The organism is Streptomyces galbus (genome assembly GCF_005280195.1).
GTDB lineage: Bacteria > Actinomycetota > Actinomycetes > Streptomycetales > Streptomycetaceae > Streptomyces > Streptomyces galbus.
Genome location: NZ_SZPR01000018.1, coordinates 72,264 through 93,839, shown reverse-complemented (window position 1 = coordinate 93,839; position 21,576 = coordinate 72,264). Strand labels below are relative to the sequence as shown.

Below are 21,576 nucleotides of genomic sequence, written 5' to 3'. Positions count from 1 at the left end.
CCCGGTACGGATGGCCCGTGACCTCCTTCGCCCCGGACTCGATCGTCCTGAACCGCAAGCTGCCGCTCTGGTACCAGGTGTCGCAGTCGCTGCGCGCCTCGATACTCGGGCGGTCGGCCCAGGACCCACTGCGGCTGCCCACCGAGGAGCAGTTGGCGGAGCACTACGGGGTGAGCGTGCTGACCATGCGCCAGGCGCTGAAGGAGCTGGAGGACGAGGGGCTGATCTCCCGGCACCGCCGGCGTGGCACGTTCATCGAGCCGGACGCGCGGCGCGGCGCCCCGGTCCGCCTCCTCGGCTCGGTCGACGCGATCGTGGCCCAGCAGTCCGGCATGGTCACGACCCTGCTGGGCCACGGCAACGCCCCCCTGCCGCCCGAGATCGCCGAGTACTACCCGGACCTGGCCGAGACGGCGACGTACCACCGGCTGCGCGGCGACGAGAAGACCGGCGAGCCGACCAACCACGCCCGCAACTGGGTGCGTCCCGAACTCGCCGGCCGCATCGACCCGCAGGACCTGCTGCGCTGGCCGATGACCAAGGTGCTGCGGGACGTCGTCGGGGCGGACATCGGCCGGATCACGGACACGGTCGAGGCCCGGCTCGCCGACCCGGAGACGGCCCGGCTGCTCGCGGTGCCGCTGCTCAGCCCGATCCTGCACTACACGGGCGTGACGTACGACGGGGACGGCCGGGTGCTGGACGTCGTCGTCATCCACTACCGGGGGGACCGGTTCTCGTTCACGGTGACGCTGGACGCGTGATCCGGGCGGTCACGCCGGGCGTCCTCCCGCCCCGGCGGCGGACCGCCGGGGCCGGCCGCGGGCTGCTCCCGCGCCCCGCCGGGGGCCGGGCCCCCTGCCGTACGATGCGGTGCGTGACGCACGACGACGCTCCGCTGCTCGCGGACCTCATGCCGTGGTCCGTCGCACCGCCGCGGCTGGGCCGGGGCTGGCCGGCGGCCCCCGACACGGCGTCCCTGAAAGCCCGTTGGGACGCCCTGCTGAAGGCCGACGGACCCGACCGCGAGGCGCTGTTCGAGCCGACCCGCTCCCGCACGCTCCACTCGGCGGTCGGGCAGCTTCCGGGCCGGTCCACCGGCACCGAGCCCCTCGCGCGGGCCACGGGCCCGTGCCCGGAGCCGGTGCGGGTACTCCTCGCCCCCTTCGACGAGCAGTGGCTGATCCCCGACCACCGGCTGATCGACACCGCCAGGCCGGAGTTGTGGCGGGTGGCCGACGACCGGCAGGTGTTCCTCGTGGAGCACGGCGACGGGGTGCACGCCACCTCGCACCTGCCGTTGCTGCGGCCCGGCCGGGTGCACCCGCTGTACCGGCGGCCGGGCGGCGCGGAGCCCAACCTGGCGCCCGGCCTGCTGGACCACCTCGCCGCACGCCTCGGCCGGCGCCCCGGCCCGGCGGACGTGCCCGCCTGGATCCTCGCGACGGCCCGGCCCGGCCCCGGCTCGCCCCGCCGCGTGCCGCTCACCGCCGACCCCGAGGTGTGGACCGCGGGCGTCGCACTCGGCCACCGGGTCCTGTGGCTGCTGCGCCGCGACGGCGACCGCCCCCGGCTGCCGGGCGGCCGCCGCCCCTATGTCCGCGCCCCGCTCCCGCCGCGCCCGGTGACCGTGCGCTACGACCGCGAGGAGGAGGCCCTGTACCTGGACGAGGGCCGCATCTCCCCGGTGCCGCCCGAGGCGTGGGACCACGAGACGGGCGGGGTCCGGGTCCTGGAGCAGTGGCTGGCGGCCCGGACGGCACCGGCGCCCGCGGGCACCCTGGCGGCGCTCCGGCCGGCGGCCTGGCCGCAGCACTGGACGTCGGAACTGCTGGAGCTGATCACGGTCCTGGCCCTGCTGGCGGAACTGCGCCCACGGCTGGCGGAGATCGAGGTGACCGACCCGGTCACGGCGGCGGAGCTGACGGCGGCGGGCGTCCTGCCCGTCCCGGAGCGGGCCCACCGCCCGGCGTCGGTCCTGGACCACCAGGAGGAAGGCCCGGCGGGCCAGTTCACCCTGCTGTGAGGGGGGCCGGGCGGCACGCTGCTGACAAACGCCCCGCCGACGGCCATGATCCACCCCATGGACACCGACACCACCGCCGCCGGACCGCGCGCCCACGACCCCGCCGGGGCGGGCCCCGCCCCGGAGCCGCTGCCCCTGGAGGGCGTCACCGTCGTGGCCGTCGAGCAGGCGGTGGCGGCGCCGTTCGCCACCCGGCAGCTCGCCGACCTCGGCGCACGGGTGGTCAAGGTGGAGCGGATCGACGGCGGTGACTTCGCGCGCGGCTACGACACCGCCGCCGGCGGCCTGGCCTCGCACTTCGTGTGGTGCAACCGCGGCAAGGAGTCCGTCGCGCTGGACCTGAAGGACCCGCGCGGCCTCGCCGTCGTCCGGCGCCTCGTCGCGGACGCCGACGTGTTCGTGCAGAACCTCGCCCAGGGGGCGGCGGCCCGGCTCGGCCTGGACGCGGCCACCCTGTGCGCGGCCCACCCGCGGCTGGTCGCCGTCGACATCTCGGGCTACGGCCCGTCGGGACCGTACGCGCACAAGCGGGCGTACGACATGCTCGTGCAGTGCGAGGCGGGGCTGGTGTCGGTGACCGGGACCCCGGAGCTGCCGGTGAAGGCGGGCATCCCGGCGGCGGACATCGCGGCGGCCATGTACGCCTTCTCGGGGGTGCTGGCGGCGCTGGTGCGGCGCGGGGTGACCGGGCGGGGCGGCCCGGTGGAGGTGTCGATGCTGGACGCGCTCACCGAGTGGATGGGGCACCCCCTGCACCACACGATGCACGGCGGCGCCGCCCCGGCGCGCACCGGGCTCGCGCACGCGGTGATCGCGCCCTACGACGCGTACCCCACCGCGGACGGCGGGCGGGTGCTGCTGGCGGTGCAGAACGACCGGGAGTGGCGGCGGCTGGCGGAACAGGTGCTGGGCCGGCCGGAGTCGGGGACGGACCCGGCCTTCGCGACGAACGCCGCCCGGGTGGTCCACCGGGAGCGCACCGACGCCCTGGTGGGCCGGGCGCTCGGCGCGCTCGGCACCGACGAGGCGCTGGCACGCCTCGAGGCCGCGGGCATCGCGTGCGCACGCCTGCGGGACCTGCACGAGGTGGCGGAGCACCCGCAGCTCGCGGCCCGTCAGCGGTGGCGGCAGGTGGGGACGCCGGCCGGGCCGTTGCGGGCACTCCTGCCACCGATCACCTTGCCGGGTGGGCAGGCACGGATGGGTGACGTGCCCGCGCTCGGGGAGCACACCGGAGCGGTGCTGCGCGCCGTGGGGATGACGGACGACGAGATCGCAGCACTGCGCCGGGACGGCGTGGCGGCCTGAGCGCGGACCGGGGGCGTGGCCGCCGGGCGCGGCCCGTCAGTGCCGGTGGCCGCCGAACAGCGAGCGGCGCAGTCGGCGCAGCGGGGCGAACAGCGAGACGCGGCTCACCCTCCTGCCCCGGTCGCTGCGCTGGTGCGGCCGGTCGCGGGCGGTCAGCTCCCGCATCAGTGACGTCGCCTCGACCGTCTCCCGCTGCGGTATGGCGGGACCCGCCAGCACCGAGAGGTGGCGGTCGAGCCGCGAGCTGGTCGCGCTGCTCCCGCAGGTGATCGCAGGGACCCGCGCCCTGCTGTGCATCGTTATCTGTTCCATGTCACTCCCCACCCGTACGAGTCCACCCGGCCCGGGCAGGTTAACCCTATCGCTCCCTCGGGGCACGCGTGTATCACGGTCACAGGATTCACCTTCCCCACAAGGGGGTTGACGACTCCTTTCCGGTCACTCTCCGAATCCGACCGAATCCAGGGCGAGTTGGACAACTGGCTGGCTGGTGGGCTGTGGTGACCCGCCGTCGGGTTCGACGGTCACAGCGAGTGAGGTGGCCGACGTGTCCAGACCCGTGGCGACCAAGGGCGTGTCGCCCTCGAACAGGCCCAGGGAGCGCGGTGGCCCGGCGGGACGCAGTAGCCAGAGCTGGTGGACCTTGCCGCCCGGCGGGGTGCCGTATCCGCTCAGCGTGACGACCGCCTGTCCCTCCGACGCGGAGGCGACCACGCCGATGCCACGGCCCTGCGCGTCCCGGCCGGCGGTCGCCCGGGCGTCCGGGGCGGCCAGAACGTGGGCGATCTCACGTGCCCGGGCCTGCGCCGCGTCCAGGTCGTCCTGGGTGCGGCCCGCCTGCACGGCGAAGAGCGAGGCGACGACGAGGGCCGCGGCGGCGGTGGCCGTGGCGAACGGCACGAACAGCGGTCGTGGCCGGGCCGTGCGGGCGCGCGGCGGCGGCTGGCTCCCCCAGACGTGCGGCGGCAGCCGGGGCGCGTGCTCGCGCACCGGCGCGGCGGGCTCCTGCGGGGTGACCCGCACGGCGGCGAGCACCCGGTCGCGCAGCGCGGCGGGCGGCGGCGCGGCCGTGGACCAGGCGAGCCGGACGGCGTCCTCGGCCAGCGCCCGCACCTCGGCGGCGCACCGCTCGCAGGTCCTCAGGTGCCGCTCGAAGCGGCGCCGCTCGTCGGGTCCGAGGGCGTCCAGCGCGTAGGGCGCGGCCAGCGAGTGCAGGTCCTCGCGGCGCAGCCGGTCGAGCAGGCTCATGCGGCACCTCCCAGGCAGTTGCGCAGCCGCGTGAGTCCGTCGCGCATCCGCGTCTTGACGGTGCCCAGCGGCAGCGAGAGCCGCTCGGCGACCTCACGGTACGTGTAGCCGTCGTAGTAGGCGAGGGTGACGGACTGCCGTTGCAGGGCGGTCAGCCGGTCCAGGCAGCGGCGCACCCACTCCCGTTCCAGGCCCGCCTCGACCTCCTCGGTGACGTGGTCGAAGGCGGGGTGGTGGGCCCGCTGGGCCTCGCGCTGCTCGCGTTCGCCGGCCGCGCGGGCGCTGCGCACCCGGTCGACGGCGCGGCGGTGGGCGAGGGTGAGGACCCAGGACAGGGCGCTGCCGCGGCCCGGGTCGTAGCGGCCGGCGGTGCGCCAGCACTCCAGCAGCACCTCCTGGGCCACCTCCTCCGACTGTGCCGGGTCGCGCACCATCCGGCGCACGAGGCCGAACACCGGCCCCGACACCAGTGCGTAGAGCCGCTCGAACGCCGCCTGGTCACCTCCCGCCACGAGCACCAGGAGCTCGTCCGCCTCCATGCGGTCCCCCTCTCCGCGGCCGCATCCGGCCCGTCCCGTCACACCAGGCATTCGCAACGCACACACCTCCGGACGGTGTTACGGATCGGCGGCCCCGAAAAGCGGGTCGGAGGCGGCCGGGAAAAAATTTCCCCGCCGACCAATCCGGTCCCGCGGCCTCTCCGAATGCCCGGTCAGACAGGCAAGTCGGGATCGAGGACGGACGCCATGACACCTATATCCAGGAGCGGCGCGGGACGCGGCAGCGTCGCGACCCTCATCTGCGGGGCGCTGACCGCCGGGACGCTCGCCGCCGCCGGCGTGGCCACGCTGGCCCCCGGGGAGGCGGCCGCCTCCAGCCACCGGGAGGCCCCCCTGATCTCGGGGACCCCGCAGTACGACAACACGGACCTCTACGCGTTCGTCAGCCCGGACCACCCGGACACCACGACGATCGTCGCGAACTGGATCCCGTTCGAGGAGCCCGCGGGCGGCCCGAACTTCTTCCCGTTCGCCGAGGACGCGCAGTACGACATCCACGTCGACAACGACGGCGACGCCCAGGGCGACCTGCTGTTCCGCTACACGTTCAAGACGCATGTGAAGAACGCGAAGACGTTCCTGTACAACACGGGCGCGGTCGAGAGCCTGGACGACCCCGACCTCAACGTGACGCAGACGTACGACCTGGAACTGGTCAAGCTGAAGGGCCGCAAGGAGGTGCACCGCACCAAGCTCGCGGACGACGTGCCGGTCGCGCCGTCGAACGTCGGCAAGGCGTCCATGCCCGACTACCGCAAGCTGCGCGACCAGGCGGTGTACCACCTCCCCAACGGCGCCCGGTCCTTCGCCGGCCAGGCCGACGACCCGTTCTTCCTGGACCTGCGGGTCTTCGACCTGCTGTACGGCGGTGACCTCTCCGAGGTCGGCAACGACACCCTCAAGGGCTACAACGTCAACTCGATCGCCCTGCAGGTGCCGACGGACCTGATCACCGAGTCCGCGCACCAGCCGGTGGTGGGCATCTGGTCCACGACCCAGCGCAGGAACGCGCAGGGGTACTACTCGCAGGTCTCGCGCCTCGGCAACCCGTTGGTCAACGAGGTCGTCAACCCGCTGAAGGACAAGGACAAGTTCAACGCGTCCGTGCCCGCGCAGGACGCACAGTTCCTGAAGAACGTCACCGAACCGGAGCTGCCCAAGCTCATCGAGGCGATCTACAAGATCAAGGCCCCGGCCGAGCCGCGCAACGACCTCGTCGACGTGTTCCTCAAGGGCGTCAAGGGCCTCAACCAGCCGCCGTACGGCAAGCCGGCCGAGGAACTGCGCCTGAACACGTCGGTCAAGCCGACCACGCACCCCAAGCGGCTCGGTGTCCTCGACGGCGACAACGCGGGCTTCCCCAACGGCCGCCGGCTCACCGACGACGTGGTCGACGCCTCGCTCCAGGTCGTCGAGGGCGAACTGGTCGGCTCGAAGAACGATCTGGGCGACGCCGTCGACAAGAACGACAAGGACTTCGAGAAGTCCTTCCCCTACGTCGCCCTGCCGACCGAGGGCTCGCGCGGCACCACCGCCAAGACCGACGCCGCCGTGCGCAGCCAGCTCGGTGACGCGCTCACCGGCTCCTCGACCTCGGACACCCCGCTGATCGCCGCGTCCGCCGGCGCCGGCGCGGCGGGCATCCTCCTCGTCGGCGGCGGCCTGCTGTGGTGGCGCCGCACGCGGAGCCGGGCCTACTAGACACCGCTCCGGGCCGGTCCCGACCGGCCCCCGCGAACCGGGCCGGGGAGCCTCCTGCACCTCCCCGGCCCCGGGCCGGTCTGCCAGACGCCGCCCGGCAGGGCGGAACGGCCGGACCGGCCCAGGACCGGCGCGGCCCGCGCGACGTCATCCCCCACGGCGCGGGCCGCGCCACCGGACCACCGCAGGCAGGCAGGCAGACCCAGGAGAGGGCGGAGAGGGCATGGCCCCCGAGATGAACGACGGCGACACGCACCCCGGGCGACGACCGGGCCCGTCCGCCGCTGCGGACGCCGCGGCGGAGACGGTGCCGGCACCCGGGGCCGGCCCCGACGCCGACCCGCCTCCCGTGCCGGGGAGTCACGCCGGGACCGCCGCCACCCCGGCGCCCGACGCACCCGGTGGCGATCCACGGGTCGCCGCCGTGCGGCGGGTCGGGGCCGCCGGGCGGCGGTGGCGGGCCGCGCAGCTCGGCGCCTGTGCCGCTCTGCTGGCCGTGGCGATGACCGCGGGGGCGGTCGCGGTCGGGGCCCTGCGGGACGGCGCGGGCCGGGCCGTGACCACGTCGGCGGCCGTGTCGCCGGGGCTGCTCGCCGGCGGTGACCTCGACGCGGGGGTCACCTCGCTCCAGGCCCACCTGCGCACCCAGCCGAAGGACTTCGGCAGTTGGGCCACCCTCGGGCTCGCCTACGTCGAGCAGGCCCGCACCCAGGGCGACCCGTCCCGGTACCCGCAGGCCCGCAAGGCGTTCGACACCTCCCTCGCCCTGCGCGCCGACAACGACCAGGCGCTCGCCGGCCTGGCCGCCCTCGCCGCCGCCCGGCACGACTTCCGGGGCGCCCTGACCGACGCCGACCGCGCCCTGCGGCAGAACCCCTACAACGAGCGCGCCCTGTGCTCCCGCATCGACGCCCTGGTCGAACTCGGCCGGTACGACGAGGCGTCGAAGGCGGCGCAGATCGCCGACGCCCGCCGTCCCGGCATCCCCGTCTTCACCCGCTACGCCTACGTGCACGAGCTGCGCGGGGACGTCGCCACCGCCCGCGCTGTGCTCACCCGGGCGCTCGACACGGCCTCCGGCCCGGGCGACATCGCCTACGTCGCCACGCAGCTCGGCCAACTCGCCTGGAACCAGGGCGACTACCCGACCGCCCTCGCCCACTACGCCCGCGCCCTCGCCGCCGACGACGGCTACCTGCCGGCGCTGGAGGGCCGCGCCCGCGCCCAGGCGGCGAGCGGCCGACGGGACGAGGCGCTCAAGGGGCTGGAGGCGGTCGTCGCCCGCTCCCCGCTGCCCGGCCCGCTGGTGGCCCTCGGTGAGCTGTACGAGGCCCGTGGCGGCGCCGGTGACGCGGCCCGGGCCCGCGACCAGTACGCGCTGGTCGACGCCTGGACCGCCCTCGCCCGCGCCAACGGCGTCGACGTCGACCTGGACACCGCCCTGGCCGCCGCCGACCACGGCGACCGGGCGGCCGCGCTGCGCGCCGCCCGCGCCGAGTGGGCCCGCCGCCGCACCGTGCACACCGCCGACGCCCTCGCCTGGGCGCTGCACGTCGACGGCCGTGACGCCGAGGCCCTCGGGTACGCCCGGCAGTCGACCGCCACCGGTTACCGCAACGCCGGCTTCCTGTACCACCTCGGCATGATCGAGCGGGCCACCGGCCACACCGCCGAGGCCCGCACCCACCTCACCGCCGCCCTGAAGCTGAACCCCGGCTTCTCGCCGCCGGGCGCCCGCACGGCCCGCTCCACCCTGACCGCGCTGACAGCACGTGCGGCGCGTACGGCGCCCCGGGCGACGGGGGGCGGCCGGTGAACCCCCGCCGCCTCCTCGCCTCGGCCGCGGCCGTCCTCCTGACCGGGTGCGCGCTCGCGCTCGTCCCGCCCACCACGGCGAGCGCGCACCCCCTCGGCAACTTCACCGTCAACCGCTACGACGGCCTGGTCGCCGCCCCCGGCAGGCTCCGCGTCGACCACGTCGAGGACCTCGCCGAGATCCCCGCCACCCAGGCCCGGCCCGACATCCGGCGCCTGGGCACGAGCGCCTGGGCCGCGCGGCGGTGCGCCACGGCCGCCACCGGCAGCCGCCTCACCGTGGACGGCCGCGCCGTCCGCCTCACGGCCACGGGCGCCCGTGCCGTCGTACGCCCCGGGCAGGCCGGGCTGACCACCCTGCGCGTGGAGTGCCGGCTCACCGCGCCGCTGCCCGCGGGCGCCCCCGTCGTCCTCGCCTTCCACAGCGCGGGCGCCACCACCGGGCCCGGCTGGCGGGAGATCACCGCCCGCGGCGACCGGACGACGCTCACCGCCAGCGACGTACCGACGACCTCCGCTTCACGCGAACTCACCCGCTACCCCAAGGAGTTGCTGTCCTCCCCCGCCGACACAGCGACCGCCGCGCTGCGGGTGCGGCCCGGCGGACCCGCCCTGGTGGCACAGGAGCGTGACGCGCCCGGCGCCTCCGTGCTGCCGCGGGGCGCCGACCGCTGGACGCGGGCGCTCGACGGTCTCGTGGCCCGCCACGACCTGACGCTGGGGTTCGCCGCCCTGGCCCTCGTCGTCGCGGTGGGCCTGGGCGCGCTGCACGCGCTCGCGCCGGGCCACGGCAAGACCCTGATGGCCGCCACGGCCGCGGCTCGCGGCGGCCGGGCCCGCCTCCGGGACGTCCTGCCGCTGGCCGCTTCGGTGACCGTGACCCACACCCTCGGCGTCGTCGCCCTGGGCCTCCTCGTCACCGCGGGCTCGGCCGCGGCCCCCTCGGTGATCGCCTGGCTCGGCCTGGCCAGCGGCGCGCTGGTCCTCCTGGCCGGCGCCGGTCTCCTGCGCCGCGCCTGGCGCAACCGGAAAGCCGCGCACGGCCCGTCGCACCCGCACCCCCACGACCACCCGCACCCCCACGCCGAGCCGGAGCACGCCCCGGCGCCCGCCCCCGCACCCCGCGCTCTCGCCCTGGCCGGCGCACCCACCGCACCGCGCCCGCGCCCCGCGCACCCGCACCACGGCGGAGGACACACCCACACCCACACCCACGGCGGGGTCACCCACTCCCATCCCACCGCCCCCACCCTCCGCGGCACACTGCTCCTCGGGTTCGCCGGGGGGCTGGTGCCCAGTCCGTCGGCGGTCGTCGTGCTGGTGGGCGCGGCGGCGCTCGGGCACGCCTGGTTCGGGCTGCTGCTCGTCGTGGCGTACGGCGCCGGGCTCGCCCTCACGCTCACCGCGGCGGGCTTCGCGGTGGTCCGCCTCGGCGGGCGCGTGACCCGGACCCTGGACCGGCACCCGCGCCGGACGGCCCACCCGCTGGTCAGGGCCGTACGCCGCGGCGCACCGCTGTGGTCGGCGCTGGTGGTCGTGGTCCTCGGGGCCGGACTGGTGCTCAAGGGGGCGGCATCCGTCCTCGGTTGAGCTACTTTGGGGAGGATGGCGCGGGGGCGCGAAGAGGGGGCGGCCGTGTCCGAAGAACCGGGCAGTGAGCGTCTGGTCGCCGGCCGGTACCGGCTGCTGTCCCCGCTCGGCGAGGGCGGCATGGGCACGGTGTGGCGCGCCCGCGACGAGGTGCTGCACCGCGAGGTGGCCGTCAAGGAGGTGCGCGCGCCCGCCGGGCTGCCGGCCCCGGACGTGGAGCGGATGTACGCCCGGCTGGAGCGCGAGGCGTGGGCGGCGGCCCGGGTGGCGCACCGCAACGTGGTGACGGTGTACGACGTGGCCACCGAGGACGGGCGGCCCTGGATCGTGATGGAGCTGGTGCGCGGGGTCTCCCTGGCGGACGTGCTGGACGCCGAGGGGCCGCTGTCCGCGCCGCGGGCCGCGCGCGTCGGCGCCGAGGTGCTGGCCGCGCTGCGCGCCGCGCACGCGGCGGGGGTGCTGCACCGGGACGTGAAGCCGGCCAACGTGCTGCTGTCGAACGACGACCGGGTCGTCCTCACCGACTTCGGCATCGCGACCGTCGAGGGGAGTTCCGCGCTGACGATGACCGGTGAGGTCATCGGCTCCCCCGAGTTCCTCGCGCCCGAGCGCGCGCTGGGGCGTACGCCTGGCCCCGGATCGGACCTGTGGTCGCTCGGCGTGCTGCTGTACGCGGCCGTCGAGGGCACCTCACCGTTCCGTCAGGACACCCCGCTGAGCACGTTGCGGGCGATCGTCGACGAGGAGCTGCCCGCGCCGCGGCGGGCCGGCCCGCTGGCCCCGGTGATCGAGGGGCTGCTGCGCAAGGACCCCGCCGAGCGGCTGACGGCCGAGGCGGCGGAGCGGGAGCTGCGGCTCGTCGCGGCGGGCGGTGCCCCCACGCGGTCGGGGACGGTGCGGGCCGACGCCCTGTGGGCCGCGCCGCGGCCGCCGGCCGCAGGCACCGGGCCGGTGCGCGGGCAGGGCCCCGCGGCGTACACGGCCCCGTCGGTGCCGGTGTACGCGGATCCGGCGGACGGCGAGGACGACTCCCGCCGGGACCGGCGTTCGGCGGCGGTGCTGATCGTCGGGCTGCTCGCCCTGGCGCTGGCCGTGGCCGGGCTGACGTACGCCGTGCTGCACGGCGGCGACGGCTCCCGGCCGGGCGGGGCGGCCGGCCCCACCGGGCGGACGGGTCCGGCCCCGGCGACCGGCGCGACGGGCAGGGGGCACGGGGAGGAGCCGAGCCCCTCGCCGAGCGGGACGGCCACGGGCTCCGGCACCCCGCAGTCCGTCACGGTGGTGGTCACCGGGGCGCGCACCGACTACTCCGGGGGCTGTCCGCCCGCGGCCGGGCGGGCGCCCGCCTTCACGGCGACGATCACGGTGGGGCGGCTGCCGGCCGAGGTGGACTACCGCTGGGTGACCGGCGACGGGCGGGTCCTGGAGGGCGGCTGGCGGACGCTCCGGTTCACCGAGGGCGGCGGCCGCTCGCGACAGGACCGGGTGGTCGTGACCACCGGGGTGGGCGACGGGACGTACCGCGACGCCGTGAAGGTGGAGGTGCGCGCGCCCCGGCGGGTGACGTCGAACGCGGTGGCGTTCTCGGTGGCCTGCGAGACGGAGACCCCGTCGGACGGGGCCTCCCCTTCTGCTTCGGGCTCTGCTTCGGGCTCTGCTCCGGCTGGCGCCGCGGATCAGTCGTTGGCGTTGAGCACGGGGAGGTAGCCGCCCGACTGGCCGGCCGCGGTCGGGTGGTAGGACTCGCCGATGTTCAGCCAGTTGACGCTGTGCAGCCAGGAGTCGCCGGAGCAGATCTCGTGGCCGGTGAAGGTGGAACGCACGTCACCGAAGACGAAGCCGTGGGCGGCGGCCCGGCCGGCGATGGTGACGTCGAGGTAGTCGGAGGCGTCGTTGATGGCCTTGCGCTTGGTCTCGGACAGTCCGATGCAGGTGGTGCCGAGCTGGTAGAAGCGGGGGTAGCCGAGCACGACCACGCGGGCGCCGGGGGCCTTGGAGCTGATCGCCGAGTACACGCTGTCGAGCTTGCCGGGCAGTGTCGAGGCGACGTACGCGCGGGCGGTGTTGATGCGGGAGATGCAGGTGCTGTCGGAACTGGTCACGCAGGTGGTCATGACGTCGGCGAAGCCGGCGTCGTTGCCGCCGATGCTGATCGAGACCAGGCCGGTGGAGCCGGAGAGCCCGCCGAGCTGACTCGCCAGAACTTCATCCGTTCGGGCGCCCGAGCAGGCCGCGAACGTGAACGAGGAGGGGGAGTTGGCGGCCGCCCAGAGGTAGGGGTACGCCTTGGTGCTGCGCTTGCAGTCGCCGCTGGAGCTGATGTAGCTGCCCGCGCCGACGCCGGAGGAGTAGGAGTCGCCGAGCGCCACGTAGCCGCCGGTGGCGGCGAGTTGGGATGCCTGTGCCGTGAGGGCGCCGGTGAGGGTGGCGCCGACGGCGAGGAGGACGGAGCTGACGAATGCCGCGATTCGGGAACGTCTCATGGAACCTCCCTTTAGCAGGATCTCTGCCACAACTTTGGTAGCAGCTACGCGTGTTGACAGGAAGTGTCCATGCCAAAAAACATGTCGAACGATCATCAGATGACCACACGTCAACTGGCATAGTCGGCATGTCAGGACGAAGCCGACACACCGTACGGACCGTGGAAACCGGGTGCACTCGGGGCCCGCGTGCCCGATCATGGGCGGCATGTCTGCGCACCCACACGACGCTCTGCCGATCCGGCTCAACGTCGACGACTCCGACTCGCCGTCCGACGTCGTCGACGCGCTGTTCCTCGGCCGCTTCGCGACGGGCGAGCAGCCGTTCTCGCACGCGGTGAACATCGACCGGGTGCGCTCCGGCGCGACCCTGCTGCCGCCCGACGCCCGGGTGCTGCGCGTCGCCCGCGACGACGACCGCAGCGCCACCCTCGCGGAGGGCGACGGCTGGACGCTGCTGATCTCCCGCTGGAGCCGCGGCGCCGACGTCACGGTGACCGCGACCAGCGCCGAACTGGCCGCCAAGGTGCTGGACCAGGCCACCGACGGCGCGGCGGACGAGCCCGAGCCGCAGCCGGAGAACGTGACGATGGGCTTCTGGTACGTCTCCCCGCGCCGGGGCCCGCACCGCACCACCCGCCAGATCTCCGCGGGCACCTGGGACGAGGTGCGCGAGAACTACACCGCGCCCGTGGCCGACGCGATGGACCGGCTGATGGCGACCACCCCCGAGGACATCGCCGGACGGCTGCTCCTGCTGCACGGCCCGCCGGGCACCGGCAAGACCTCCGCGCTGCGCACCCTGGCCCGCTCCTGGCGGGAGTGGTGCCAGGTGGACTGCGTGCTGGACCCGGAGCGCCTGTTCAGCGACGTCGGCTACCTGATGGACATCGCCATCGGCGAGGACGACTCCACCGGCAAGGGCCGCTGGCGGCTGCTGCTCCTCGAGGACTGCGACGAGCTGATCCGCGGCGAGGCCAAGCACACCGCGGGCCAGGCGCTGTCCCGGCTGCTGAACCTCACCGACGGCCTGCTCGGCCAGGGGCGCAACGTCCTGGTCGGCGTCACCACCAACGAGGACCTGGAACGCCTGCACCCGGCCGTGGTCCGGCCCGGCCGCTGCCTGGCGCGGATCGAGGTCGGCCGGCTCACCCACGCGGAGGCCGTGCGGTGGCTGGGCACGGACGAGGGCGTCGGCCGCGAGGGCGCGACGCTGGCGGAGCTGTACGCGCTGCGCCGGGGCACGTCCCCGACGTCCCTGCCGGAACCGCGCGGCGGCGCGGACGCGGGCCTGTACCTGTAGGTGCTTTCATGGGGCCATGCCCCTGTTCGTCGGCACCTCCGGATGGCAGTACAAGGACTGGAAAGGCGTGCTGTACCCGCCGGAGGTGCCCACGCGGCTCTGGCTGGAGGAGTACGCGACGCACTTCGCCACGGTCGAGATCAACAACGCGTTCTACCGGCTGCCCTCCCGGGAGACCTTCGCGTCGTGGGCCGAGCGGGTCCCCCCGGACTTCGTGGTCGCGGTCAAGGCCAGCCGCTACCTGACCCACATCAAGCGGCTGAAGGACCCCGAGGAACCGGTGGAGCGCCTGATGACCCACGCGGCCGGACTCGGCCCCCGCCTCGGCCCGGTCCTGCTCCAGCTCCCGCCCACGCTCCAGGCCGACCCCGCCCTGCTGGACCGGTGCCTGTCCCGCTTCCCGGCGGCCACCCGGGTGGCCGTGGAGCCGCGGCACGCGTCCTGGTGGACCCCGGCCGTGCGCGCGGTGCTGGAGGCCCGTGGTGCGGCCCTGTGCTGGGCGGACGCCCGGGCCCGCCCGACGACCCCGCTGTGGCGCACCACCGACTGGGGCTACGTCCGCTTCCACGAGGGCCTGGCCCGGCCCTGGCCGCACTACGGGCGCCGGTCGCTGGAGACCTGGCTGGACCGCATCGCCACGACGTGGCCCTCCACGGCCGACGTCCACGCCTACTTCAACAACGACCCCGGCGGAGCGGCGATCCGCAACGCCCACACGTTCGCGCGGGCGGCGAGGCGGGCGGGCCTGGACCCGACGCGCGTCGAGTTCACCCCGGCGGGCTGAGCGCCCCGCGGGTCACGGAGAGCGGTCCTCACTCCCCGTAGGCGGCCCGCAGGGCGTCGCGGACGGCCGCCAGGGCCGCCTTCCCGTCCAGGCCCAGCCGGCGGGCCCGGTCGGCGTACGCCTGGGCGGCCGCGGCCAGTTCGCGTTCCGCGGCCTGGCCCGCGGCGGCGACGTACGTGCCGTTGCGGCCCCGCGTCTCGATCACCCCGTCGGCCTCCAGCGCCCGGTACGCCTTCGCGACGGTGTTCACCGCCAGCCCCAGCGACTCCGCCAGCCCCCGCACCGTCGGCAGCCGGTAGCCCACCGGCAGCGCCCCGGAGCGCGCCTGCTCGGAGATCTGCGCGCGCACCTGCTCGTACGGCGGTGCGGCGCCCTCATCGATGTCGATCTTCAAGGTCACGCAGCGATTGTCCCGCACGGACCGGAAATTCGGAGGCGTCCGGGCGCGGACGGACGTAGCGTGCGCTGCCATGAACGTCATCGTGCGGGACCTGCGTCCCGGCGTGCGCGGCGACGCGGAGGGGTTCGCCCGCGTGCGGCGGCTCGTCCTCCCGTATCTGCTCGCCACGCCCGAGTCCGTGCTCCACGACCTCGCCCACGCCCACCCGGACGCCCGGGTGCGCCGGCTGGTCGCCGAGGAGAACGGCGAGATCATCGGCACCGCGCAGGTGGGCGTCGCCCACGACAGCCCCGAGCCGGGTGTGGGCTCCGTCAACGTGTGCGTGCACCCGGGGCGGCGGCACCGCGGCGCGGGCACACTGCTGGTGCGCGCCGGCGAGGAGCACCTGGCCGCCCACGGCGTGCGCAAGGTGTACTCCTGGGTCCTGGACGAGCCGGGGCACCGGGCGTTCGCGCAGCGGCACGGTTACCGGGCGAGCCGCCCCGCCCGCTTCCTGCGCCTGGACCTGGCCCACGCCCCGCTGCCGCCCCTGCCGGCCCCGCCGGCCGGTGTGGAGCTGCGCACCGCCGCCGAGTTCGCCGACGACCCGCGTCCGCTGTTCCGGCTGGACGCCGAGTGCGTGCAGGACGAACCCAGCGACGTGGAGGCCGAGTTGGGCGACTACGAGGCGTGGGTCGAGGAGTACTTCCGGCACCCGATGCTGGACCGGGAGCTGACCTCGGTCGCCGTGGCCGACGGCCGCGCGGTCGCCTTCAGCGTGGCCCACACCAACGGACGGACGCACTACCAGACGGCGATGACGGGCACCGCCCGCGCCTTCCGCGGCCGGGGCCTGGCCAAGCTGGTGAAGAGCCACTCCCTGCACCGCGCCCGCGCCGCCGGGTACACGTGGGCGTACACGGGCAACGACGCGGAGAACGCACCCATGCTCGCGGTCAACCGGTGGTTCGGCTACGAGATCTGCGCGACGGAGGTACGGCATGTCCGCGAACTCGCCTGAGGCCGCCCGCACGCTGGACGTCGTCCTGGTCAAGGCCGGGCGGACGAAGATCCGTTACGCGGCGGAGCTGCTGCACGACGACGGCACGCGCCTCGCGGTCCGCGCCCCCTGGGCCGGTGAGGGGGTGCGCGACTTCGGGTTCGTGCGCTTCGAGGCCGGGGACGTCTTCACCGAGTACTACTGGCGCGACCGCTGGTACTCCGTGAAGGAGGTCAGGGACGCGTCGGGCGCCCTCAAGGGCTGGTACTGCGACATCACGCGCCCGGCCGTGCTGAGCGGTGCGGAGCTGGTCGTGGAGGACCTGGACCTGGACCTGTGGCGGTCGGCCGACGGCAGCGACGTACGCCGGCTGGACGAGGACGAGTTCGAGGAGAGCGGTCTCGCCGAGCGCGACCCGACGGCCGCGTCCGCCGCGCTGGCGGCCCTGGCCGAGCTGGAGACCCGCGCCCTGGAGGGGGGCTTCGAGGCGCTCCTGCGCTGACGGACACGGACCGCGGACCACTCGCTCACACCAGCCCCACCACCGCGTACCGCTCGTCGGTCACCGCCCTCCCCCACAGCCGTGCGTCGTCCGACAGCCGCTCCACGCGCGCGTGGTCCACGAACGGCGCCAGCAGGGCGGTGAGGCGCTCGGCGGGGACGCCGACCGGGGCGACCGTCCCCCACACGCCCTCCACCAGCACGAAGCGGCCCCCGGGGCGCAGCAGCGCCCGCCAGTGGCGCAGCACGCGGGCCGGGCCGGGCAGCGTCCACAGCACGTGCCGGACGAGGACGACGTCGAAGCGCCGCTCCCCGACGGGGGGTGCCGCGGCGTCACCGCGCAGGAACACCGCGTCACGCCCGGCGCGCTTGGCGCGGGCGAGGTCGACCATGCGGGCGGAGGCGTCGACGCCGGTGACGCGGTGCCCCTGTTCGGCCGCGAGGAGCGACAGGCTGCCGGTGCCGCAGCCGAGGGGGTGTCTCGTCGGTCAGGCCGGATCAGGGAGCGGCGTCCGGTGCCGTGCATCGCAAGGCGGAGGAGGGCGGCGATGCGGAGCATCGCCAACCGACGACAACGCGGCGAGGCGCGGTGCCGGACGCCGCGAGCCCGGCCTGACCGACGAGACACCCCCTAAGTCCAGGACGTCCGCGGGGCGCTCGGGGAGCCAGGCGCGCAGCCGGTCGGCCCAGGCGGCGCGCACCCCGGGGTCGCGCAGGCCGTGGTCGGGCTCGTCGTCGAACGCGGCGGCCGCCGCGTCCCAGTCGACACGCTTCGTCGTCGTGGTGTCACCCTCGTCCGTCATGCCGCCCAGAGTGACACCCGCCACTGACATCGCGATCGTGACCGGCGCCACTGACAGCGCACCGGGCGATGAGGAACTCTCCCGAAACGGGTCTACCTCCGTGAGAACACGGAACCCGGTAGTCCCTCGAAGGAGGCAGCCATGCGCCGCGACCTCGTGCAGAAGCCCCTGAAGAAGACCGACTCCCGCCGCCTGCGCGACGAGGCCGACGAGCGCCCCGCCGGCCGCCCGGAGATCCGCAAGGACATCGCGCGCACCTGGTGGCCCGACGGGTGAGCGGCCGGCGGGCGCTCAGGCGAGCGGCTTGCGGTAGTGCAGTCGGTCGTACGGCCCCTCGGCGCGCCGCTCGACCACCTCGTAGCCGAACCGCGGGTAGATCTTCTGGTTCTCCCACATCATCGCGTTGGTGTAGAGCCTGACCTCGGGCAGCCCCAGCGCACGCGCGTGTGCCTCCACCCACTCCAGCAGCCGCCGTCCCACGCCCCGGCCGTGCGCGTCGGGGTGGACGGCGATGCTGTCGAGGAAGAGGTGGTCCGCGCGGGCCTCCACGACCACCAGGCCGACCACGGGCCGTCCGGTGACGAACACCTTCCCCGCGGCCACGTCCGCCGCGTGGTCCGCCTCCATGGGCACCGGCCGCACCCCGATGCGCGCCACGTAGGGCTCGTAGGCGGCGTCGGTCACGGCCCGCACGGCGGGGACGTCGGCGGCGACGGCGGGCCGGATCTCGTCGTTCGTCATGCCGCGCACGGTACCTACCTCAGCGCAGTCCCAACACTCCCTTAACGGCACCATAAGGATCTCCTCCACCGGCTCCCAGCAGGCGATTTCCCGGTCCCGCGGGGCTAGTTTGCTGATCACCCCCACGGGATCCAGCCCGGTTTCCAGGACCGTTCCGAGGAGTTCCGCATGTCCGCCCGCCGCCGCACCACCGCTGCCGCGCTCGCCCTGACGGGTGCCGCCCCGCTCGCCCTGACCGCGCTGTGCGCCTCCCCCGCCTCGGCGCACGGCTCGATGGGCGATCCGGTCAGCCGGGTCGCCCAGTGCTACGCGGAGGGCCCGGAGAACCCGAAGTCGGCCGCGTGCCGGGCGGCGGTCGCGGCGGGCGGCACCCAGGCGCTGTACGACTGGAACGGCATCCGCATCGGCGACGCGAACGGACGGCACCAGCAGCTCATCCCGGACGGGAAGCTGTGCAGCGCGGACAACGAGGAGTTCAAGGGCCTGGACCTGCCCCGCGCCGACTGGCCGGCGACCGGCGTGCGCGGCGGCGCGTACACCTTCAAGTACCGCGTCACCGCCCCGCACAAGGGCACCTTCAAGGTCTACCTCACCAAGCCGGGGTACGACGCGGCGAAGCCGCTCGCCTGGGCGGACCTGGACCTGGAGCACCCGGTGGCGACGGCCACCGACCCGGTCGCGTCGGGCGGCTTCTACACGTTCTCCGGCACGCTCCCCCAGCGCTCCGGCCGGCACCTGCTGTACGCGGTGTGGCAGCGCTCGGACAGTCCCGAGGCGTTCTACTCGTGCTCGGACGTGACGTTCGGCGGCGCGGCGGCGGGCGGCTCCGCCGAGGCGCCCTCGCAGGAGCAGATCGACGCCGGTGCCGACAAGTCGACGATCGAGCACCACGGCCACGGCGACGACGACGCGACCACCACGACGGACCCGACACCGGGCCATGACAGCGGTGCGGGCGCCGACGGCAGCGGCACCGGTGAGGACAGCGGCGCGGCGGGCGCGGCGGGCGCGGAGGCGGCGACGGCGGCCCCCGCGGCTCCGGCCGACGCCAACGCCCCCGCACCGGCCGGTGCGCCGCGCAGCCTCGCCGAGACCGGTGGCGACAGCAGCACGACGTACCTCGCGATCGGGGGCGCGGGCGCCCTGGCCCTCGGTGCGGCGGCGCTGTTCGCGTCGGTGCGGCGGCGGGCGGTGGGCGGCCGCCGCTGAGCGGCGGACGGGACTCCGGGGTCCGGCCGACGGCTCAGGCCGGCCGGACCCCGGCGGTGTCACCCGGGCGGGCCCGGGCGAGGCCGGGGTCAGCCGGGGTTCAGCTGAAGACGGACGCGCAGGTGGTGGCGGTGGCGTGGGCCGGGTCGAGGGCGTTGGCGACCTCGTGGAAGGCGACCCGGTCGAGCAGGCCGATCGCCAGGTGCTCGGAGAGGTCGAGCGGGCACAGGTCCTGCAGCAGGACGTTGTGGACGTCGGAGCCGCTCAGGTACTGGGTCCGCCAGGGGGTGACCACCTCGTCGTACTGGCTGGCGATGACGGTGTAGCGCACGCCCGGGACGGTGTCGCCGCCCGCGTTGAGCTTGGTCAGGAAGGCGGAGCCGACGATCTGGTCGGCGAGGCCGGGGGTGGTGGCCTTGAGCAGGTCCTCGGCGCCGGGGAAGTACGGCAGCAGGTTGGTCAGGCCGCTGAGGGTCGTGCCGTGGTTGTCGGGGGCGATGCCGACGAGGGCGTTCACCTTGGCGGCGCCGCCGAGGAACTTGAGGTAGTAGCGGGGCATCATGCCGCCCTGCGAGTGGCCGACGAGGTCGGCCTCGGCGGCTCCGGTGGCGGAGAGCACCCTGTCGACGAACGCCGAGAGCTGCGCGGCGGACTGGTCGATGGGGCCGAGGCCGTGGAAGAGCGGGACGCCGTCGAGCTGCCCGTAGTCGAGGGAGAAGACGCAGTAGCCGCGGCTCGTCAGATAGGGCGCGAGGCCCAGCCAGTTGTCGACGGAGTTGCCGAGGGTGCCGTGGACGAGGACGACGGGGCGGGGGTGCGCCGCGGAGGGCTTGCAGGAGTAGTCGTTCCAGCCGCTGGAGGGAGCGGTGGCGGCCTGTGCGGTGCCGGCGGCGGGGAGGGTGGCGACCGCGGCGGTCAGGACGAGCGCGGCGAGGGGTCTGAGCAGTCTCTTCCAGGGCAGCATCGGGTGATCTCCTTGCGGCTCAAGGGGGATGCGATGGCGGGGTGCCCTGTGATCCGGATCACGGGATGCTGTTCACTCGTCAAGTTACGGGCGAGTAGCCCACGCGTGAAGTTACGCGTCAGTAAAACTTCCGGCGATGAGCAGGCAAGCCGTGAAGTCCGGTGAACTGCCGGGAACTTCCGTGAAGTCCTGATACTCCGTCACCAGGCGGGACGAATGGGCCCCTCGGGAGCGATCCGCGCCAATCGGGCACCCAGGGCGCCGACTTCGCCCTCCCCGAGCGTGCGGACCCACTCCCCCACCACCTCGGCGGCCGCCTCCTCGGCCGCCCGGGTGCACGCCCACCCCCGCTCGGTCAGCACGACCAGCCGGGCCCGCGCGTCACCGGGGTGCGGCCGCCGCTCGGCGTACCCCTTGCGCACGATCTCGTCGACGAGCTGACTGGCCGCCTGCTTGGTCACCCCGAGGTGCGCGGCGAGGTCGGTGACGGTGGCGCCACCGGGCGCGAGGCGCGCGAAGGCGAAGCCGTGGGCGGGCCGCACGTCGACGAAGCCGCGGGCCACGACCCCCTCCTGGATGCGCTGGGTGAGGTCACCGGCCACCGCGAGCAGGGCAGCGGACAGGGCCATGGCGTCGGAGTTCTGCACACGGGTATTGAAACACCCTTGACGCATTGGTCAAGCTGCTTGACGATATGGACAAGCAGCTTGACCAAACACCCTCCCCGAACCCGACGATCCACCCTTCCCGAACCCGACCGATCGCCCTCCCTGAAGGAGACCCGTCATGCCCGTCGTCCGCTCGTCCGAGGCCGTCACCCACGAGGTGCACGGCGCCCGTTTCGTCTCGTACGCCAGTCCGCTGACCGGGAGCAGGGAGCTGTGCGCCTGGCGCGGGGAGATCCCGGCCGGCACCCGGGCCCCCGCGCACACGGTCTCCCGGGAGGAGGTCTTCCACCTGCTCGTCGGCGAGCTGCTGATGACCCTCGACGGCCGCACCGAGCGGATCGGCGCCGGGGACACGGTGATCGTGCACGCCGGCACCACCCTCGCCGTGGAGAACCCCACCGGCCACACCGCGCTGTCCTGGGTCACCACCTCGGTCGGCCTGGAGGCCGAACTGGCCGACGGCACCCGCCTGGTGCCGCCGTGGGCCAACTGA

The 21,576-nt window shown here is 74.9% G+C and carries 22 protein-coding genes and 2 pseudogenes; 14 read left to right on the top strand and 10 right to left on the bottom strand.

Going from position 1 to position 21,576, the window contains the following annotated elements; translation table 11 throughout:
• Positions 1–17 precede the first annotated feature (17 nt).
• The 3 genes from E4U92_RS21585 (at position 18) to E4U92_RS21575 (ending at position 3,334) form a co-directional block, all read left to right on the top strand.
• Complete coding sequence (locus E4U92_RS21585; RefSeq protein WP_137302093.1) at positions 18–764, top strand: GntR family transcriptional regulator; 747 nt, start codon at positions 18–20, stop codon at positions 762–764.
• Positions 765–868: 104 nt separating this feature from the next.
• Entirely contained in the window at positions 869–2,026 is a 1,158-nt protein-coding gene (locus E4U92_RS21580) for a type ISP restriction/modification enzyme (protein ID WP_137302371.1), read from the top strand.
• 57 nt (positions 2,027–2,083) lie between these two features.
• The gene (locus E4U92_RS21575) at positions 2,084–3,334 is read left to right on the top strand and encodes a CaiB/BaiF CoA transferase family protein (RefSeq protein WP_241681781.1); all 1,251 of its coding nucleotides are present in this window, start codon (positions 2,084–2,086) and stop codon (positions 3,332–3,334) included.
• A gap of 36 nt (positions 3,335–3,370) precedes the next feature.
• On the opposite strand, the gene E4U92_RS21570 is transcribed toward E4U92_RS21575, so the two are convergent.
• The 3 genes from E4U92_RS21570 to E4U92_RS21560 form a co-directional block, all read right to left on the bottom strand.
• A complete protein-coding gene (locus tag E4U92_RS21570; RefSeq protein ID WP_137302092.1) occupies positions 3,371–3,646 on the bottom strand; it encodes a hypothetical protein in 276 nt (91 codons plus the stop codon).
• A 126-nt stretch (positions 3,647–3,772) separates the two neighbouring features.
• Positions 3,773–4,582, bottom strand: coding sequence for an anti-sigma factor (locus tag E4U92_RS21565; protein ID WP_137302091.1), 810 nt, complete (start codon positions 4,580–4,582; stop codon positions 3,773–3,775).
• A complete protein-coding gene (locus E4U92_RS21560) occupies positions 4,579–5,121 on the bottom strand; it encodes a sigma-70 family RNA polymerase sigma factor (protein ID WP_137302090.1) in 543 nt (180 codons plus the stop codon). The genes E4U92_RS21565 and E4U92_RS21560 overlap by 4 nt, the downstream gene beginning before the upstream one ends.
• Positions 5,122–5,328: 207 nt before the next feature.
• Here E4U92_RS21560 and E4U92_RS21555 point away from each other — a divergent pair, with 207 nt between their 5' ends.
• From E4U92_RS21555 to E4U92_RS21540, 4 genes are all read left to right on the top strand, one after another.
• Positions 5,329–6,843, top strand: a complete 1,515-nt coding sequence (locus E4U92_RS21555) for a DUF4331 domain-containing protein (RefSeq protein ID WP_137302089.1) — start codon at positions 5,329–5,331, stop codon at positions 6,841–6,843.
• 223 nt (positions 6,844–7,066) lie between these two features.
• Positions 7,067–8,659 carry a tetratricopeptide repeat protein gene (locus E4U92_RS21550; RefSeq protein ID WP_137302088.1) on the top strand — a complete coding sequence of 531 codons (1,593 nt, stop codon included), beginning with the start codon at positions 7,067–7,069 and terminating at the stop codon, positions 8,657–8,659.
• Positions 8,656–10,248: a sulfite exporter TauE/SafE family protein gene (locus tag E4U92_RS21545; protein ID WP_137302087.1), complete on the top strand. Its 1,593-nt coding sequence runs from the start codon at positions 8,656–8,658 to the stop codon at positions 10,246–10,248. The genes E4U92_RS21550 and E4U92_RS21545 overlap by 4 nt, the downstream gene beginning before the upstream one ends.
• A gap of 15 nt (positions 10,249–10,263) precedes the next feature.
• On the top strand, positions 10,264–11,955 hold the full coding sequence (locus E4U92_RS21540) for a serine/threonine-protein kinase (RefSeq protein WP_137302086.1): 1,692 nt from the start codon (positions 10,264–10,266) through the stop codon (positions 11,953–11,955).
• Here the strand turns inward: E4U92_RS21540 and E4U92_RS21535 are convergent.
• Complete coding sequence (locus E4U92_RS21535; RefSeq protein ID WP_137302085.1) at positions 11,925–12,731, bottom strand: SGNH/GDSL hydrolase family protein; 807 nt, start codon at positions 12,729–12,731, stop codon at positions 11,925–11,927. The genes E4U92_RS21540 and E4U92_RS21535 overlap by 31 nt on opposite strands.
• Before the next feature lie 208 nt (positions 12,732–12,939).
• Between E4U92_RS21535 and E4U92_RS21530 the strand changes: the two genes are divergently transcribed.
• Positions 12,940–14,034 (top strand): DUF5925 domain-containing protein, encoded by a 1,095-nt coding sequence (locus E4U92_RS21530; RefSeq protein ID WP_137302084.1) that lies wholly within the window; start codon positions 12,940–12,942, stop codon positions 14,032–14,034.
• Between the two features lie 16 nt (positions 14,035–14,050).
• Positions 14,051–14,818, top strand: coding sequence for a DUF72 domain-containing protein (locus E4U92_RS21525; protein WP_137302083.1), 768 nt, complete (start codon positions 14,051–14,053; stop codon positions 14,816–14,818).
• Between the two features lie 28 nt (positions 14,819–14,846).
• Here the strand turns inward: E4U92_RS21525 and E4U92_RS21520 are convergent, their stop codons facing one another.
• Entirely contained in the window at positions 14,847–15,218 is a 372-nt protein-coding gene (locus E4U92_RS21520; protein ID WP_168725171.1) for a GntR family transcriptional regulator, read from the bottom strand.
• 70 nt (positions 15,219–15,288) lie between these two features.
• Here E4U92_RS21520 and E4U92_RS21515 point away from each other — a divergent pair, with 70 nt between their 5' ends.
• Together E4U92_RS21515 and E4U92_RS21510 are read left to right on the top strand one after the other, a co-directional pair.
• On the top strand, positions 15,289–16,218 hold the full coding sequence (locus E4U92_RS21515; RefSeq protein ID WP_137302081.1) for a GNAT family N-acetyltransferase: 930 nt from the start codon (positions 15,289–15,291) through the stop codon (positions 16,216–16,218).
• Positions 16,199–16,699, top strand: coding sequence for a ribonuclease FAU-1 family protein (locus tag E4U92_RS21510; RefSeq protein ID WP_137302080.1), 501 nt, complete (start codon positions 16,199–16,201; stop codon positions 16,697–16,699). Before E4U92_RS21515 ends, E4U92_RS21510 begins: the two co-directional genes overlap by 20 nt.
• Positions 16,700–16,724: 25 nt before the next feature.
• On the opposite strand, the pseudogene E4U92_RS21505 reads toward E4U92_RS21510, so the two are convergent.
• Positions 16,725–17,171 (bottom strand): annotated as a pseudogene (locus E4U92_RS21505) (class I SAM-dependent methyltransferase); the annotation flags it as partial.
• A gap of 162 nt (positions 17,172–17,333) precedes the next feature.
• A pseudogene (locus E4U92_RS21500) lies at positions 17,334–17,501 on the bottom strand (SAM-dependent methyltransferase); the annotation flags it as partial.
• Between the two features lie 141 nt (positions 17,502–17,642).
• Between E4U92_RS21500 and E4U92_RS37055 the strand changes: the two are divergent.
• Positions 17,643–17,777, top strand: a complete 135-nt coding sequence (locus E4U92_RS37055) for a hypothetical protein (RefSeq protein WP_137302078.1) — start codon at positions 17,643–17,645, stop codon at positions 17,775–17,777.
• A gap of 15 nt (positions 17,778–17,792) precedes the next feature.
• Here E4U92_RS37055 and E4U92_RS21490 read toward each other — a convergent pair whose 3' ends face one another.
• Positions 17,793–18,242 (bottom strand): GNAT family N-acetyltransferase, encoded by a 450-nt coding sequence (locus E4U92_RS21490; RefSeq protein WP_137302077.1) that lies wholly within the window; start codon positions 18,240–18,242, stop codon positions 17,793–17,795.
• Between the two features lie 168 nt (positions 18,243–18,410).
• Between E4U92_RS21490 and E4U92_RS21485 the strand changes: the two genes are divergently transcribed.
• Positions 18,411–19,451, top strand: coding sequence for a lytic polysaccharide monooxygenase auxiliary activity family 9 protein (locus E4U92_RS21485; RefSeq protein WP_137302076.1), 1,041 nt, complete (start codon positions 18,411–18,413; stop codon positions 19,449–19,451).
• A gap of 100 nt (positions 19,452–19,551) precedes the next feature.
• Here the strand turns inward: E4U92_RS21485 and E4U92_RS21480 are convergent, their stop codons facing one another.
• Together E4U92_RS21480 and E4U92_RS21475 are read right to left on the bottom strand one after the other, a co-directional pair.
• The gene (locus tag E4U92_RS21480; RefSeq protein ID WP_137302075.1) at positions 19,552–20,415 is read right to left on the bottom strand and encodes an esterase/lipase family protein; all 864 of its coding nucleotides are present in this window, start codon (positions 20,413–20,415) and stop codon (positions 19,552–19,554) included.
• Positions 20,416–20,615: 200 nt separating this feature from the next.
• Positions 20,616–21,062, bottom strand: coding sequence for a MarR family winged helix-turn-helix transcriptional regulator (locus E4U92_RS21475; protein ID WP_137302074.1), 447 nt, complete (start codon positions 21,060–21,062; stop codon positions 20,616–20,618).
• Between the two features lie 139 nt (positions 21,063–21,201).
• On the opposite strand from E4U92_RS21475, the gene E4U92_RS21470 reads away from it, so the two are divergent.
• A complete protein-coding gene (locus tag E4U92_RS21470; RefSeq protein ID WP_137302073.1) occupies positions 21,202–21,576 on the top strand; it encodes a cupin domain-containing protein in 375 nt (124 codons plus the stop codon).

What these genes read in the sequence shown, in the direction of transcription:
- E4U92_RS21580 (WP_137302371.1), top strand. Translation starts at nt 869, where the DNA reads ATGCGGTGCGTGACGCACGACGACGCTCCGCTGCTCGCGGACCTCATG.
- E4U92_RS21575 (WP_241681781.1), top strand. Translation starts at nt 2,084, where the DNA reads ATGGACACCGACACCACCGCCGCCGGACCGCGCGCCCACGACCCCGCC.
- E4U92_RS21570 (WP_137302092.1), bottom strand. Translation starts at nt 3,646, where the DNA reads ATGGAACAGATAACGATGCACAGCAGGGCGCGGGTCCCTGCGATCACC.
- E4U92_RS21565 (WP_137302091.1), bottom strand. Translation starts at nt 4,582, where the DNA reads ATGAGCCTGCTCGACCGGCTGCGCCGCGAGGACCTGCACTCGCTGGCC.
- E4U92_RS21560 (WP_137302090.1), bottom strand. Translation starts at nt 5,121, where the DNA reads ATGGAGGCGGACGAGCTCCTGGTGCTCGTGGCGGGAGGTGACCAGGCG.
- E4U92_RS21555 (WP_137302089.1), top strand. Translation starts at nt 5,329, where the DNA reads ATGACACCTATATCCAGGAGCGGCGCGGGACGCGGCAGCGTCGCGACC.
- E4U92_RS21550 (WP_137302088.1), top strand. Translation starts at nt 7,067, where the DNA reads ATGGCCCCCGAGATGAACGACGGCGACACGCACCCCGGGCGACGACCG.
- E4U92_RS21540 (WP_137302086.1), top strand. Translation starts at nt 10,264, where the DNA reads ATGGCGCGGGGGCGCGAAGAGGGGGCGGCCGTGTCCGAAGAACCGGGC.
- E4U92_RS21535 (WP_137302085.1), bottom strand. Translation starts at nt 12,731, where the DNA reads ATGAGACGTTCCCGAATCGCGGCATTCGTCAGCTCCGTCCTCCTCGCC.
- E4U92_RS21530 (WP_137302084.1), top strand. Translation starts at nt 12,940, where the DNA reads ATGTCTGCGCACCCACACGACGCTCTGCCGATCCGGCTCAACGTCGAC.
- E4U92_RS21525 (WP_137302083.1), top strand. Translation starts at nt 14,051, where the DNA reads ATGCCCCTGTTCGTCGGCACCTCCGGATGGCAGTACAAGGACTGGAAA.
- E4U92_RS21515 (WP_137302081.1), top strand. Translation starts at nt 15,289, where the DNA reads ATGAACGTCATCGTGCGGGACCTGCGTCCCGGCGTGCGCGGCGACGCG.
- E4U92_RS21510 (WP_137302080.1), top strand. Translation starts at nt 16,199, where the DNA reads ATGTCCGCGAACTCGCCTGAGGCCGCCCGCACGCTGGACGTCGTCCTG.
- E4U92_RS37055 (WP_137302078.1), top strand. Translation starts at nt 17,643, where the DNA reads ATGCGCCGCGACCTCGTGCAGAAGCCCCTGAAGAAGACCGACTCCCGC.
- E4U92_RS21490 (WP_137302077.1), bottom strand. Translation starts at nt 18,242, where the DNA reads ATGACGAACGACGAGATCCGGCCCGCCGTCGCCGCCGACGTCCCCGCC.
- E4U92_RS21485 (WP_137302076.1), top strand. Translation starts at nt 18,411, where the DNA reads ATGTCCGCCCGCCGCCGCACCACCGCTGCCGCGCTCGCCCTGACGGGT.
- E4U92_RS21480 (WP_137302075.1), bottom strand. Translation starts at nt 20,415, where the DNA reads ATGCTGCCCTGGAAGAGACTGCTCAGACCCCTCGCCGCGCTCGTCCTG.
- E4U92_RS21470 (WP_137302073.1), top strand. Translation starts at nt 21,202, where the DNA reads ATGCCCGTCGTCCGCTCGTCCGAGGCCGTCACCCACGAGGTGCACGGC.